This window comes from Micromonospora sp. C81, assembly GCF_018070425.1.
Taxonomy (GTDB): domain Bacteria; phylum Actinomycetota; class Actinomycetes; order Mycobacteriales; family Micromonosporaceae; genus Micromonospora; species Micromonospora zamorensis.
The window spans coordinates 102,691-117,873 of sequence record NZ_JAGPXS010000004.1 but is presented as its reverse complement, the minus strand read 5'-3'; the positions used below and the strand labels follow the sequence as shown (position 1 = coordinate 117,873).

Sequence of the window (15,183 nt, the reverse complement as noted above, 5' to 3'; positions counted from 1 at the left end):
ACACGGGCGGGGCTCGCGTCGCCAGGTTCCGATGGCAATAAAAACGGCCCTCGTGCAGATGCACGGGGCCAGCGCACTCTCAGGAGGGAGAGTGCGCTCAGGTAAGTACTCGCAGCGACCGGTACGACGACATGCGGCTAAGCCTGACGCATCTCACGCGATGAGTCAACTGATCCCACATGTTGGTTAACGGGCGTCGGCGCGTCGGTCGGCGACGCGCTGTCGGCAGGCGGGTTGAGCTGCCCTGACCCGCCCGGATGCCGACGTGGCGTGGGCAGCGGAGCAGGCCGCGCACCGGGCGAGGTCGCCGCCTCCAGCATCGCCTCCAGGTGCTCGGCCGGCACTCCCCAGCCGAAGAGCGCGCCCTGGCCGAACCGGCATCCGGCGGCCACCACGGCGGCCAGCTCGGTCGGCGTCGTCACCCCCTCGGCGATCACCTCCAGCCCCAGCTGGTGGCCCAGTCGCATGACGATGTCGACCATCGGCGCGAACGCCGGACCGTCCTGGTCGACCGGGCGGACCGGCTCGTGCTCGGCGACCAGGCTGTGGTCGATCTTCAGGATGTCGATCGGGAGCCGCCGCAACTGCCCCAGCGACGAGTAGCCGGCCCCGAAGTCGTCCAGCGCGATCCGGACACCGGTCAACCGCAGCGCGGTCAGCCGCCGGATCAGCTCGTCCAGGTCGGTGGCGACGGCGTGCTCGGTGACCTCCAGCACCAGCCGCTGCGGCGGCACGTGGTGGGCGCGCAGCGCCTCGGCGACCTGCACCACGTACTCCGGGGCGTGCAGCTCACGCGGGGAGACGTTGACCGACACCCACACGTCGTGCCCGTCGGCCAGCCACCGGGAGAGCTGGTAGCAGGCCTGGTGCAGCACCCAGGCACCGAGCGGAGCGATCATCCCGCACTCCTCGGCGAGCGGGATGAACTCGTCCGGACGGACGTTGCCCAGCTCGGGGTGGTGCCAGCGGAGCAGAGCCTCGGCGCCGACCGGCCGCACCGACGGCAGCGACGCCACCGGCTGGAAAGCCAACCGCAGCTCGTCGCGGTCGATGGCACCACGCAGCTCATGCTCCACCGCGGTCCGCCGACGCAACAGCTGGTCGTACGCCGCGTCGTAGCGCTCGATCCGGTTCTTGCCGCGCTGCTTGGCGTAGCGCAGCGCCAGGTCGGCGTGGCGCAGCAGCAGCTCCACGTCTCCCTCGCCGGCCGACCCGGCCACCCCGATGCTGACCGACAGGAAGACCGGCCCCTCCGGCTCGTCGTACGGCCGGTTGACCACCCCGAGCAACCGTTCGGCGACCCGGTCCGCCTCGGCCGGCCGGCCCTGCATGAGGACGGCGAACTCGTCGCCGCCCAACCGGGCGGCCACGTCGCCGGGGCGCAGGTTGGCGCGCAGTCGCCGGCCCACCTCGGCCAGCACGGCGTCGCCCACGTCGTGACCGCGCATGTCGTTGACGTTCTTGAAGCCGTCCAGGTCGAGGCCGAGCAGGACGCGGGGGTTGCCCGTCGCGGCGCTGTCGTGCAGTGCGCGGAGCAGACCACGCCGGTTGGCCAACGACGTCAACGGGTCGGTGTGCGCCAGCTCGCGGAAGTGCGCCTCCCGCTCGGCCAGGCGGTCCGCGTACCCCCGGACGTCGCGGAGGGTGAGGTATTGCCGTGCCACCAGGGCGAAGCCCTCCACGCTGCCGGCCACGATGCCCGCCGCCGTGAACCGGCCGTCCTGGGCGAGGTGGTACATCGCCGACGCGGCCATCGCCAACATCGGGGCGATGGCGTACTCGCCGTCGCGGCCGATCAGGTCCAGATCGACCTGCCCGGGCCGGTCCGCCCGGTACACCGAGAGCGCGACGGTCAGCAGGCCGGCGGCGAGCACCGCAGCACCGGTCAGCGCCATCGTCGGCCCGGCCTGGCAGAGCCCGGCGCTCAGGCCGAGACCACCGCAGGTCACCGCGGTGATGCCGGAACCCAGCGCGGCGAGCCGTCGACGGGGGGTCGCAGCCCGGAAGACCACGATCACGGCGAGCCCAGCGCCGAGCGCGGCGCTCACCGTGGCCACCAGGATCGCCGGGCAGGCCATCGGGGTGGCGGCGCCGAGCAGCCGGGTGGGCTCGGAGAAGAGCACCCAGCCGACGAACCACAGCGCGGCCGCCATGACCAACCCGTCCAGGGCGAGCCGGGCCGTTCCCGACGCGGTGGCGGCAACCCCGGGCAGCCGGAGAAGACCGGCGGCGAAGGCCAGCCCGCTCACTGCCGCGCCGATCGCCACCACCGTCGCCCAGCCCGTACGCTGCCCCTGCTCGTGGGCCCAGTGGTCGTTGGCGCTGAGCGCGGCCACGACCCCGGCCAGCAGACTGAGCAGCGCGACCCCGGCGGCCGCGGCGAGCAGCACGTGTGCGGGCCGGCGCGGCCCGGTACGCCGCCAGGCGACGACGGTCAGCAGCACGGCGGCCACGGCGGCGGCGAGCCCGCTGAGCGCCGCCACAGCGACCATGCCCGGGGGGAGATGCACGCTCCCAAGAGTGCCGGATGCGCGCGAGTCGTGGGGGGCTGGGTGTGCATCTGTTGGGACACGGCGCCCACCGGGGCCGGCCCCCGTGGCGACGGTGTCATGCTGGTATGCATGCCTGAGCTGCGGTCGAGGACTTCCACACACGGTCGGACGATGGCCGGCGCCCGGGCCCTCTGGCGGGCCACCGGGATGACCGACGACGATTTCGGTAAGCCGATCGTCGCCATCGCCAACAGTTTCACCCAGTTCGTGCCTGGTCACGTCCACCTCAAGGACATGGGTGGCCTGGTCGCCGACGCGATCGCCGAGGCCGGCGGGGTGGGCCGGGAGTTCAACACCATCGCGGTCGACGACGGCATCGCCATGGGCCACGGCGGCATGCTCTACTCGCTGCCCAGCCGGGAGCTGATCGCCGACGCGGTGGAATACATGGTCAACGCGCACTGCGCGGACGCCCTGGTCTGCATCTCCAACTGCGACAAGATCACCCCGGGGATGCTGCTGGCCGCGCTGCGGCTCAACATCCCGACCGTCTTCGTCTCCGGCGGCCCGATGGAGGCCGGCAAGACGATGGCGATCGAGGGCGTCGTGCACAGCAAGATCGACCTGATCGACGCGATGATCGCCTCCTCGAACGAGGCGGTCACCGACGAGCAGCTCGGCGAGATCGAGCGCTCCGCCTGCCCGACCTGCGGCTCGTGCTCCGGCATGTTCACCGCCAACTCGATGAACTGCCTCACCGAGGCGATCGGGCTGGCTCTGCCGGGCAACGGCTCGACGCTGGCCACCCACGCCGCGCGCCGGTCGCTCTTCGTCGAGGCCGGCCGCACCGTCGTGGAGATCTCCAAGCGGTGGTACGACGGCGACGACGACTCGGTGCTGCCCCGCACTGTCGCCTCCAAGGCCGCCTTCGAGAACGCGGTCGCCCTGGACGTGGCGATGGGCGGGTCCACCAACACGGTGCTGCACCTGCTCGCCGCCGCCCGGGAGGCGGAGATGGACTTCGGCGTCGCCGACATCGACGCGATCTCCCGGCGGGTGCCGTGCCTGGCCAAGGTCGCGCCGAACTCCCCGAACTACCACATGGAGGACGTGCACCGGGCCGGCGGCATCCCCGCGATCCTCGGTGAACTGGACCGGGCCGGGCAGCTCAACCGGGACGTGTGGGCCGTGCACTCCCCCTCGCTGGCGCAGTGGCTGACCGACTGGGACGTGCGCGGCGGCTCGCCGACACCGACGGCCGTCGAGCTGTTCCACGCGGCTCCCGGCGGCGTGCGTACCGTCGAGCCGTTCTCCACCACCAACCGGTGGTCGTCGCTGGACACCGACGCGGCCGGCGGCTGCATCCGGGACCGCGAGCACGCCTACTCCGCCGACGGCGGGCTGGCCATCCTGCACGGCAACCTGGCACCGGAAGGCAGCGTGGTGAAGACCGCCGGCGTGCCGGACGACTGCCTGACCTTCCGCGGCCCGGCGAAGGTCTACGAGTCGCAGGACGACGCGGTGACCGCGATCCTCGCCAAGCAGGTGGTCGCGGGTGACGTCGTGGTGATCCGGTACGAGGGACCCAAGGGCGGCCCCGGCATGCAGGAGATGCTCTACCCCACCTCGTTCCTCAAGGGACGTGGGCTGGGCCGGTCCTGCGCGCTGCTCACCGACGGCCGCTTCTCCGGCGGCACCTCCGGGCTCTCCATCGGGCACGTCTCCCCCGAGGCGGCCTCCGGTGGGCTGATCGCCCTGGTCCGCGACGGCGACGAGGTCGTCATCGACATCCCGAACCGGTCGATCGAGCTGAACGTGTCCCCCGAGGAGCTGGAGGCGCGACGGGTGGCCGAGGAGAAGCGCGACAAGCCGTACACCCCGACCGACCGGCAGCGCCCGGTGTCGGCGGCGCTGCGCGCGTACGCCTCGATGGCCACCTCGGCCAGCGACGGCGCCTACCGCCGCGTCCCGGAGTAACCACCGCTCGGGATCGACACTGGATCGCCGATGTTGGGGTGTCCCACCGGATGCCCCAACATCGCTGATGTCGAGAGGCTGAACCGGTCCGCGGATGTCGGACGCGTCGGTTAGCGTGTCGTCGATCAATTCGGGGAGAGCCCGGATTCCTGCGGGGAAGAGGCGTGTACGTGTCGTTTGGCAAGAAGTCCGTTGCGGTGGCGGTCTCGGCGCTCACCGCGCTCGCTGTCTCCGCGTGTGGCACGACGTCCGGCGGGTCCAACGAGCCCAAGCAGCCCAGCGCTCTGGAGCTGCTGGCCAGTGACCTCAAGGGGTCGCTGCAGAAGACGGCCGAGGCCACCAACAAGAGCGATTCGGTGGCCGTGTCGATGACGGGCACGGCGGGCGGCGAGAAGGTCGAGATGCGCGGCGTCCTGGACCTCGGCGACCCGGTCAAGGCCGAGATGACGACGACGGACCCGAAGGGCGACTCGACTGTCGTCCGGATGGTCGGTGCGGTCATCTACGTCGAGATTCCGGCCGAGGACCGCTCCAGCATGGACGGCAAGCGCTGGATGAAGATGGACCTGAGCGAAGCTGGCAAGCAGGCCGGGATGAACTTCGGCAAGCAGTTCGAGGACATCGACCCGACCAAGCAGGTCAAGACGCTGATCGCCACCGAGGGCACGAAGGTGGTCGGGCAGGAGACGGTGGACGGGACGGCCACCGTCCACTACACGGTCAACACCCCCCTGGCGACCCACCTTGAGCAGGTCGACGCGAAGCTGCGGGCAGGCGTCGAGCAGCAGATGACCAAAATGGGCGTCAAGGAGATCACCACCGATCTGTGGGTTGACGAGCAGTACCGGCCCCGCCGGGCGGCCCTGAAGATGGGCCCGTTGGGTGACCTGGTGATGGACTACACCGACTACGGCAAGGCGGTGACGGTCGAGACGCCGCCGACGGCGGAGACCCTCGACTTCGCTGAGATGCTCAAGGGCCTGCAGGGCTTGACCGCCAGCAACTGATCAGGACCGGAAGACTGCCCGGCGGGCGCGGAGACGCGCCCGCCGGGCAGTGCCGTGTCCGCCCACTCGTCGCGCCCGACTGACAGCCGGCTCCGGGTCAGCTGAGGTCGCGCAGGTCGACCGCGTCGGCCCCCGGACGCGGTGGCCTAGCTTCGCTGAATGTCGTTGACGCAGCGCAGCACCGGTCGAGCGGTCAGCGCAGCAGTGTCCAGCGGATCAGAAGCCCGCACGGTGAAGGTCGTGGACTCGCCCGGCAGCAGGGTGACCAGAGCCTCGTCGACGGAAGCCGTCGGGTCGAGCCGGTCGGCGAACAGCGTCAGGTCGCGCAGCACCGTGCGGGCCGTGACCCGGACCCGCTGCCCACCGTCGAACGGCTCGACCGTCGCCTCCCAGGCCGCCACAGGCCACTCCACCTCACGGTCCTCGGCGAAGAACCACAACGCCCGCCGCGTGTTCTCCCCCGCCTCGGCGACGAGCAGCTCGCGCCTGGCCTCCTCCGGCCGGGCCAGCTCCGCCGGCAGCGCCAGCGTCACCGCCGAGTACGCGGGAACGGCCAGCTGCATCGTCGTCTTCGCCCGGGGCTCGCCAGCGAGGGTCACCCGCATCACCGAGGCCGACGCCCGCCAGGGTGTGCCACTCTCGTTGACCGCGACCAGGGCCAGGCCGCCGGCGCGGGGCTGCACGGTGAGGAGCCGATCGGCGTACGCGTGGCGCAGCGAATACCACAGGGGTTTGCGTCGGCCGTCGCCGTCGACGGCCGACCAGGAGGTCACCGGCCAGCAGTCGTTGAGCTGCCAGACGATGGTGCCCGCGCAGACGTCCCGGTGTGAGCGGAAGTGCTCCACCCCGAGCTGGATGGCGCGGGCCTGGTTGAGCTGCGTCAGGTAGTGCCAGTCGTCGAAGTCCGCCGGGGCGGGCAGGTGCGCGTCCAGGCCCCGCTGGAGCTTGGCGTCACCGTTTGCTGCCTTCTGGTGGTGCGCCATGCCCGGTGAGTCGTGCGCCAGGGGCTCGTCGCTCAGCGCCCGGCGCACTGTGGCGTACGCCGGCGGTGCCTGGTAGCCGAACTCGGCGACGAAGCGCGGGACGTACTCCCGGTATCTGGTGTAGTCGTCGGTGTTCCACACGTCCCAGATGTGCGTGGTGCCGTGCGCCGGGTCGTTGGGGTGGATCGCCTCGGTGCCCGACCAGGGGCTGCCCGGCCAGTACGGGCGGGTCGGGTCCAGCTCGCCGACGATCCGGGGCAGCACGTCGAGGTAGTAGCCACGCCCCCAGGTGCGCCCCGCCAGCGGCTCCTGCCAGTCCCAGTCGTGCCAGCCCCAGATGTTCTCGTTGTTGCCGGTCCAGAGCACCAGCGACGGGTACGGCGCCAGCCGCGTCACCTGCTCGGCCGCCTCGGCGGCAACCTCGGTGGCGAAGGGCTCCTCCTCCGGGTAGGCCGCGCAGGCGAAGAGGAAGTCCTGCTGGACGAGCAGCCCCCGCTCGTCGGCGAGGTCGTAGAAGTCCGCCGACTCGTAGCGGCCCCCGCCCCAGACGCGCAGCAGGTTGATGTTGGCCTCGACGGCCTGGTCGAACCGCTCGGCCAGTCGGTCGCGGGTGATCCGGGTGGGGAACACGTCGTCCGGGATCCAGTTGACGCCCCGGACGAAGACGGGGACGTCGTTGACCGACAGCGCGAACGGGGTGCCGTGTTCGTCGGGCGTGGTGTCCAGTCGCACCTTGCGAAAGCCGACCCGGTGCGACCAGACGTCGAGGGTGTCGTCGTCCGGCCCGTGCACTGTCACCTCGATCGGGTGGCGTGCCTGTTCGCCGTACCCCCGGGGCCACCAGAGCGTGGGCTCGCGGACGGTGAGGGTGAGCACGGCCGTGCGCTGGCCGGCCGGGACGATCACCTCGGTGCGGGAGCCGGCGACGGCGGCGCGGACGGTCAGCGGGACGTCCGAGGCCCGCTCGATCTCGACGTGCACCTCGACCCGGCCGTCGCGGCCGTCCATGGTGACCAGTGGGCGGACGGTGGCCAGCCGGGCGGTCGACCAGGCGTGCAGGCCGATCTCCTGCCAGATGCCGGCGGTGACCAGGGTGGGCCCCCAGTCCCAGCCGAAGTTGCAGGCCATCTTGCGGATGAAGTGGAACGGCTCCGGGTAGGCGTTGGGCCGGTCGCCGAGCCGCTCCTGCTGCGCCTCGGCGTAGCGGTACGCGGAGTCGAACGCCACGACCAGGTCGTTGTCGCCGTCGCGCAGCAGCGACCGGACGTCGAACCGGTAACCGCGGTGCATGTTCTCGGTGCGGCCGACCTCGACACCGTTGAGGGTGAGCGTGGCGACGGTGTCCAGGCCGGCGCAGACCAGGTCGACACGCTCGTCGTCGCCCGGCCGGTGCACGAAGGTGGTCCGGTAGATCCAGTCGGTGCGCCCGATCCAGGCCAGCGCCAGCTCGTTGTCGTCGAGGTACGGGTCTTCGATCAGCCCGGCGTCGAGCAGGTCGGTGTGCACGCAACCCGGCACTGTCGCCGGCACGGCCCGCCCGACGATCCCGGCCGGCACCTGCGCTCCGGGTGCCGCCCGCAGGGTCCAACCGTCGTAGAGTGCCTGTCGGCTCACCATTGCACCGCACCTTCCGCATCGAAAGACGTTTACTGAACCGGATAAGCTAGCAACCGTACGGTCCACCATGGTGACTGTCAACGGCCGGTTGACGCCCCGCAGCGAAGAGGAGCACGCCGGTGAAGCGGCCGACCATCGCCGACGTCGCCCGACGCGCCGGCGTGTCCAAGGGCGCCGTGTCGTACGCGCTCAACGGGCAGCCCGGCGTCTCCGAGACCACCCGGCAGCGCATCCTGGCCATCGCCACGGAGATCGGGTTCAGCCCGAGCAGCGCCGCCCGCGCCCTCTCCGCCGCCACCGCCGGGGCAGTCGGCCTGGCCCTGTGCCGACCGGCCCGGACACTCGGCATCGAGCCGTTCTTCATGGCGTTGATCAGTGGCGTCGAGGCCGAGCTCTCCGCCCGCTCGTACGCGCTGACCCTCCAGGTGGTGGCCGACCACGACGCCGAGATCGCGGTCTACCGACGGTGGTGGGCCGAACGCCGGGTGGACGGGGTGCTCGTGTGCGACCTGCGCACCGACGACCGGCGCATTTCCGCGCTGGAGCAGCTCCAACTGCCGGCGGTGGTGATCGGTGGGCCCGGCGGCACCGGTGAGCTGTCCAGTCTCTGGTCCGACGACGCCGCAGCGCTGACCGAGACGGTCGAATACCTGGTCGCCCTCGGGCACCGACGCATCGCCCGGGTTGGCGGCCTGCCCGACCTGCGGCACACCGAGATCCGCACCGAGGCCTTCGCCGAGATCTGCCAGCGGCTCGACCTGGTCGACGCGACCACTGTCTGGTCCGACTACACGGGCGAGGAGGGAGGTCGGGCCACCCGCCGGTTGCTCAGCTCCGCCCAACGGCCCACCGCGGTCATCTACGACAACGACGTGATGGCCATCGCCGGGCTCTCCGTCGCCCAGGAGATGGGGCTCACCGTGCCCGGTGATCTGTCCATCGTGGCCTGGGACGACTCGCCGCTGTGCCGCCTGGTGCACCCGTCGTTGACCGCGCTGGGCAGGGACATCCCCGCGTACGGCGCGCACGCCGCCCGCCAACTGCTCGCGGTCATCGCCGGACAGCCCGCCGGCCGGGTGCAGGACGAGACGCCGCACCTCACCCCGCGCGGCAGCACCGCACCACCCCGGATGAGGTGAACCGGTTCAGTTACCAGGGCTCAGCGGGACGCTGACGGGAACTCCTCGAAGTACGCCTCAACCCGCTCGGCTGTCGCCGGGCGCGCCAGCGCGAACCCCTGCCCGTACCGGCAGCCACCCCGGCGCGCCCCCTCCACCTGGGCCGACGACTCCAGCTCCTCCGCGACGATCTCCACACCCAGCCGCTCTCCGACGTTGACCACCACGTCGATCAGCGGCGGCTGCCCGTCCGGCCGTGCGCCCACCAACTCCGGGCCCACCTTGAGCAGGTCGATCGGCAGGCGGCGAAGCTGCGCCAACGAGGCGTGCTCGGCCCGGAAGTCGTCCAACGCGGTGCGCACACCCAGCGACCGCAGCCCGGCCAGCCGGGCCACCACCGTCGACAGGTCACCGGCGACCCTCGGCTCACTCACCTCCACCACCAGCCGCTCCGGCGGCACCCCGTACGCGGCCAGCACGGCCGCGGCCCGCTGCACGAAGTCGGGGGTGGTCAGCTCCCGGGTGGTGATGTTGACCGCCATCCACAGCTCCCGTACGCCCACCGACCAGTCGGACAACTGCCGGCAGGCCCGGTCCAGAACCCACCACTCCAACTCGCCGATCAGGTCCAGGTCCTCGGCGACCGGCAGCAGCTCGGCCGGGAGCACCGTGCCGAGCACCGGGCTCCGCCAGCGCAGCAGAGCCTCCGCGCCCACCGGCTGCCCGTCGGCCAGGTCGACCACCGGCTGGTAGACCAGATCCAACTCACCGCGGGCCACCGCACCGGGCAGCTCGCGTTCCAGGTCGAGCCGGCGAACCAGCTGCTCTTCCAGGAACGCGTCGTACCACTCGACCCGGTCCCGGCCCAGCTGCACGGCCCGCCGTCGGGCCAGCTCGGCCTGACGGAGCACGTCCGCCGGCCCGGCCCCGCTGACCTCGGCCAACCCGATGCTCGTCTGCACCCGCAGCACCGCACCGCCCAGCCGGTAGGGCGGGCTGAGCGCGGTCAACAACCGGGTGCCCAGCGCGTACGCCAGCATCGGACCGGCGGCGGTGACCACGGCGAAGCCGGCACCCGTGCACCCGGTGACCAGGTCGTCGGGGGCGATGACCGCGCGGGCCCGGTGCACCGCCTCGGCCAGCATGTCCTCCCGGGCCGTCGGGCCGACGCCCTCGGTGCCGTGCAGGTCCACCAACAGCAGCGCGCCGGTCGGTGCCGGCACGTCGCCGATCGCGGCGAGGGCGTCCAGCAGGGCCGCCCGGTCACCCGGACCACCGCCGCCCGCCGGGACGGGCCGTCGGTTGAACGCTGACCAGGCGGCACCGTCGTCGGTTGCCCAGGCTGGGCCGACATCGCTCGGTGTGGCCGGGTCGACGGCGCGGCCGGAGTGGTGCTGGGCCGGTGCGGCTGGCGGCTCCGACCTGCCCGGCCAGCGTGCCGGCGCCGCATGGCGGTGCCGGACCGCGCCGCCCGCGCGTCTGCGGTGCGCGGCCCGCCGTTCGGTGGTGGAGGTGCCACCCGCGCGCAGCAGGTCACGCAGCACCAGGGACGGCACCGCCGCCAAGGCCAACACCACGCTCGTCCGGTCGGGAGCACGGCCGGCAGCCAGGTGCACACCCGCCGCCAGCAGCAGCATCGCCGCCGGGAGCACCGCTCGGGGCCAGGCCGCGGCGACCGGCTCCGCCGGCTCGGAGTCACCCTCGTCGGCCGCGTCGGCCGCGCCGACCGCGACGAGCAGCATCCCGAACACCAACGGGGGTACGGCCAGCAGGGCCGCCGGCCCGACCGGCTCGGTTGGCAGCGTGGCCAGCAGCACCAACCCGCCCAGAGTGAGCAGGACACCGCCCCGGCAGACCTCCGCACCCGAGCGTCGCCTCGGCCCCGCGAACGCGTTGAGCGCGGCCATCCCCAGTCCGCCGAGCGCCAGCGCGACGACCAGCCGGGTCGAACCCGGCAGGTCGGCACGGGGCAGCAGCAGCCAGCCGGCGAGGGCAAGGCCGACGGCCGGGCCGCTCGACTCGACGGACCGGCGCAGCAGGACACCGGCCGACGCCCGCGTCCGGCCGGGAAGGCGGTGGAGACCGAGCCCGGAGAGGGCGGCCACGATCAACGAACCGATCAGCATGGCGACGGTCGACCCGACGTCGGCCAGGGGCAGCACGACGGCGGTGAGGCCAGCGGTCACCACCGCCGCGTCGAGGAGCACACCCGCCGTACGCGGTGACGGATCGGCGCGGCGTCGTCCGGCCAGCCGGGAGAGTCGCACCCCCGCGAGCGTGGCGCCGGCACCAGCGGTCAGCGCGATCACCACCGAGGCCGGGACCAGGCCGATGGCACCGGCGAGAAGAAGCAGCGCCACCGCGGTGGAGGTGGCGGCCTCCGGTGCCGCCCGGCGAGGGACGAGAACACGGAACGGGTACGCGAGGAGCACGGCGGTCGCCTTCGTGAGGGGGCACGGGGGCGGTACGACGGTGCGGGGCATCGGACGTTGCGAGTCCGCTGCTCAACAAACGAAAACGATCGGCGGCCGGATTGGTTACGTGTCGGTCACCTGGAGGAGACAATGACCTGTGTCACTGTACGGCGTACCGCACCCCGCCGGCACCGCCCGCCGCGAGCCGGACCGGCCGGGGGTGGGATCATCGGAGGGTGAGTAAGCCCGACACGGTCCGCTTCCGGTACAACCAAGCCATCCTGGTCGCCGCGGTCATCGCCTTCATCGGTGCACTGCCGCTGGCGAGCGCCCGGACCTACCTGCTGCCGGTGCTGCTCCTGCCGCTCGCCGTCGCGCTCTGGGCCTGGCGGGCCGGCACCGACGCCAACGCCCGGGAGCTGCGCGTACGGGCGTTGGCCGGGCAACGCCGCATCGACTGGGACCAGGTCCTCGAACTGGTCACCGACCAGCGCGGACGTGCGGTCGCGCGGCTCGACGACGGCCAGCAGGTGACCCTGCCGGCGGTACGCGGCGTGGACCTGCCCCGGCTGGTGTCGGCCACCGGCCAGACGCTGCCCGACAACCCGGCCGAGGCGCCCGGTCAGTAGCCGTCGACCACCGTGTTGATCAGCGGCTGCCCGGCGGCGAACCGGCGCACCTGGTCACCGACCAGTCGGTAGGCACGCGGCAGCAGACCTCGCACCGACCCGGCCACATGCGGTGTGAGCAGCACGTTCGGCATCGTCCAGAGCGGCGAGTCGGCGGGCAGCGGCTCCGGGTCGGTGACGTCCAGGGCTGCCGAGATCCGACCGGTGGCCAGCTCCGCGACCAGCGCCTCGGTGTGGGCCACCGGCCCCCGGGCGGCGTTGACGAGCAACGCACCGTCCGGCATCGCGGCCAGGAAGTCCTTGTCGATCAGGCCACGGGTCTGGTCGGTGAGCGGCACGATCACGATCACCACGTCGGCGTCGGGCAGCAGCCGGGGCAGTTCCTCGACGCCGTGCACGCCCTGCTCCGGTCGGGCGGTCCTCGCCACCAGCGTGAAGCTCACCTCGAAGGGGGCGAGCCGGTCCCGCACCGCGGTGCCGATCGCGCCGGCCCCGACGATCAGCACCCGCTTGCCGGTCAGCTCGTCGGTCGGGAGGTTTCCCTCGTTGGCCCAACGCCGCTCGGCCTGTGCCCGGATGAACGTCGGGAACGCCCGCAGCTGGGCAAGGACAGCCGTGACGACCCACTCGGCGGTGGACGGGTCGTGCACACCCCGCGCGTCGCAGAGCGTGACCCCCGGCGGTGTCCGGCCGGCCCAGGCGTCCGCCCCGGCGGAGAGCAACTGCACCACGGCGAGGTCGGGCAGCTCACGCAGCAACGCCGTCGCGTCCGAGCCGCCCAGGAACGGTGGCACCCAGACGCGGACGTCGGTCGCCTCCGAGGGCAGCCGGTCGGCGTGCTCGAACACCTCCACCGTCACGTCCCGGGGCAGCTCGCCCATGAGGTTCAGACCGGCCTGGTGTGGGATCCATACCTTCACGTCCGCCGACGATAGTCCCCCTGACCACGGCCGGCGCGGGCACGGCGGCGAACAGACGTCCCGGGGGATGGCGCGTGGGGTCGGGGCGGGCGAGACTCAGCACACCGATGTTCGACTCCGCCCTGGACGAGGTATAACGAAGGGTCGGAGGGCCGGTCGGCCTCCGCCCCGGCAGACAGGTGCTCGATGACCGACGGCTCCCCCGCCACCGCCCGGCCTCCGATCGTCCCGCCTGCGGCGCTCGGCGAACCGGCGCGGCTGCGCGCGCTCGCTGACACCGGGCTCGACGCCGTCCCGGACGAGGCGTTCGACCGGTTCGCCCGGCTGGTCAGCGACCTGCTGGACGTGCCGGTGGCGCTGGTCTCCCTGGTCTCCGCCGACCGGCAGTTCTTCCCCGGCGCGGTCGGGTTGCCGGACCCCTGGTCGGAGCGTCGGCAGACCCCGCTGAGCCACTCGTTCTGTCAGCACGTCGTGGACATCCAGGTGCCGATGGTGCTGCCGGATGCCCGGCTCTACCCCCGCGTCCGGGAGAATCTGGCGATCGACGACCTCGGCGTGGTCGCGTACGCCGGGATGCCTTTGACCGACCTCTCCGGTCGGGTGCTCGGCTCGCTGTGTGCCATCGACAACAAGCCCCGAGCGTGGACGGCAGCGCAGCTGCGGACACTGGCCGACCTGGCCGCCGCCTGCTCGTCGGAGCTGCGACTGCGGATCGCGCTCGACAGCGCGCAGGAGGCCGGGCGGCGGATCGTGCAGGCGCACGAGCGGTTGGAGCTGGTGGCCGGGGTGAGCGAGACGCTGGCCGGCACCCTGGACGTGGGCACCGCGTTGCGCCGGCTCGCCGCCGCGATGGTGCCGCTGCTCGCCGACTGGTGCCTGCTCACCCTGATCGGGCCGACCGGCCTGCCCCGCGAGGTGGTCTCGGTGCACCGCGACCCGGCCCGGGCGGCGGACGTCGACCGCTTCGGTGAGCTGCTGCGCACCGGGCTGAGCCCCGAGTCGATGGTCCGGGCGGTCCTGCGGACCGGCCAGCCCCGGCTCGGCAGCGTGGCGTCCCTGGCCGACGTCACGAGGGGCACCACACACCCGGAGATGTCGACGATCGCCGACCGTCTCGGCATCGCCTCCTACCTGAGCGTGCCGATGCAGGGCGTCGGCGGCACCGTGCTGGGCGCGATCACCCTCGTCAACGGCGCGCAACGGCAGCAGTTCGACGACCGCGACCTGCTCACCGCTGTCGACATCGGCCGCCGGGCCGGCCAGGCCGTGGGCAACAGCTCGATGTACGGCGAGCAGCGGCACGTCGCAGAGGTGCTGCAACACAGCATGCTGCCCCAGCTGCCGATCGTGACCGAGCTGGAGCTCGCCGCCCGCTACCAGCCGGCGGCCGACCGGGTGGAGGTCGGCGGCGACTGGTACGACGCCTTCGTCCAGCCCGACGGTGACGTGATCGCGGCGATCGGCGACGTGGCCGGGCACGACATCGAGGCGGCGGCGACCATGGGTCAGCTCCGCAACCTGGTGCGGGGCAACGCCTTCGGCCGGCCGGACACGGTCGGGTCGCTGATGAGCAACCTGGACGGCGCGATCCGTGGCCTGCGGCTGCCGATCGCCGCCACCGCGACACTGGTCCGGATCTGCCCGCAGCGCGGCGGTGTCCACGAGGTGACCTGGTCCAACGCCGGGCACCCACCGGCCCTCGTGGTTCGCGCCGGTGGGGCGGTCGAGGCCCTGGAGGCGACCCCGGAGCCGCTGCTCGGGCTGGCCCGGCCGTCGACGCGGACCAGCCAGTCGACCAACCTGGCCACCGGTGACACCCTGCTGCTCTACACCGACGGGCTGATCGAGCGGCGGGACCGCTCCATCGACGAAGGGCTGGCCGAGCTGACAGGCCGACTGGCCGGCACCGACACGCTGCCCCTCGACAAGCTGTGCGACCTGCTGCTCGCCTCGATCGACCACCGCGAGGACGACACCGCGCTGCTGGCCGTACGGGCACGGTGAGCGGTCCACCGGGGACCACCGG

The 15,183-nt window shown here is 72.5% G+C and carries 9 protein-coding genes; 5 read left to right on the top strand and 4 right to left on the bottom strand.

The window, feature by feature from the left end; all coding sequences use genetic code 11:
- Positions 1-137: 137 nt before the first annotated feature.
- Positions 138-2,492: an EAL domain-containing protein gene (locus KBX46_RS09300; RefSeq protein ID WP_247667267.1), complete on the bottom strand. Its 2,355-nt coding sequence runs from the start codon at positions 2,490-2,492 to the stop codon at positions 138-140.
- A 129-nt stretch (positions 2,493-2,621) separates the two neighbouring features.
- Between KBX46_RS09300 and ilvD the strand changes: the two genes are divergently transcribed.
- Together ilvD and KBX46_RS09290 are read left to right on the top strand one after the other, a co-directional pair.
- The gene (ilvD, locus tag KBX46_RS09295; RefSeq protein WP_210792125.1) at positions 2,622-4,469 is read left to right on the top strand and encodes a dihydroxy-acid dehydratase; all 1,848 of its coding nucleotides are present in this window, start codon (positions 2,622-2,624) and stop codon (positions 4,467-4,469) included.
- A gap of 164 nt (positions 4,470-4,633) precedes the next feature.
- Complete coding sequence (locus KBX46_RS09290) at positions 4,634-5,476, top strand: hypothetical protein (RefSeq protein WP_210792124.1); 843 nt, start codon at positions 4,634-4,636, stop codon at positions 5,474-5,476.
- Positions 5,477-5,622: 146 nt separating this feature from the next.
- Here the strand turns inward: KBX46_RS09290 and KBX46_RS09285 are convergent, their stop codons facing one another.
- Positions 5,623-8,076: a glycoside hydrolase family 2 protein gene (locus tag KBX46_RS09285; RefSeq protein ID WP_210792123.1), complete on the bottom strand. Its 2,454-nt coding sequence runs from the start codon at positions 8,074-8,076 to the stop codon at positions 5,623-5,625.
- A gap of 119 nt (positions 8,077-8,195) precedes the next feature.
- On the opposite strand from KBX46_RS09285, the gene KBX46_RS09280 reads away from it, so the two are divergent.
- The gene (locus KBX46_RS09280) at positions 8,196-9,215 is read left to right on the top strand and encodes a LacI family DNA-binding transcriptional regulator (RefSeq protein WP_099851075.1); all 1,020 of its coding nucleotides are present in this window, start codon (positions 8,196-8,198) and stop codon (positions 9,213-9,215) included.
- A gap of 20 nt (positions 9,216-9,235) precedes the next feature.
- On the opposite strand, the gene KBX46_RS09275 is transcribed toward KBX46_RS09280, so the two are convergent.
- On the bottom strand, positions 9,236-11,626 hold the full coding sequence (locus KBX46_RS09275; RefSeq protein WP_308159434.1) for a GGDEF domain-containing phosphodiesterase: 2,391 nt from the start codon (positions 11,624-11,626) through the stop codon (positions 9,236-9,238).
- A 218-nt stretch (positions 11,627-11,844) separates the two neighbouring features.
- Between KBX46_RS09275 and KBX46_RS09270 the strand changes: the two genes are divergently transcribed.
- Positions 11,845-12,237, top strand: coding sequence for a PH domain-containing protein (locus tag KBX46_RS09270; protein ID WP_210792121.1), 393 nt, complete (start codon positions 11,845-11,847; stop codon positions 12,235-12,237).
- Here the strand turns inward: KBX46_RS09270 and KBX46_RS09265 are convergent.
- Positions 12,231-13,157: a 2-hydroxyacid dehydrogenase gene (locus tag KBX46_RS09265; RefSeq protein WP_210792120.1), complete on the bottom strand. Its 927-nt coding sequence runs from the start codon at positions 13,155-13,157 to the stop codon at positions 12,231-12,233. The two genes, KBX46_RS09270 and KBX46_RS09265, sit on opposite strands and share 7 nt — an antisense overlap.
- 186 nt (positions 13,158-13,343) lie before the next feature.
- Between KBX46_RS09265 and KBX46_RS09260 the strand changes: the two genes are divergently transcribed.
- Entirely contained in the window at positions 13,344-15,161 is a 1,818-nt protein-coding gene (locus tag KBX46_RS09260) for a GAF domain-containing SpoIIE family protein phosphatase (RefSeq protein WP_210792119.1), read from the top strand.
- Positions 15,162-15,183: the final 22 nt, after the last annotated feature.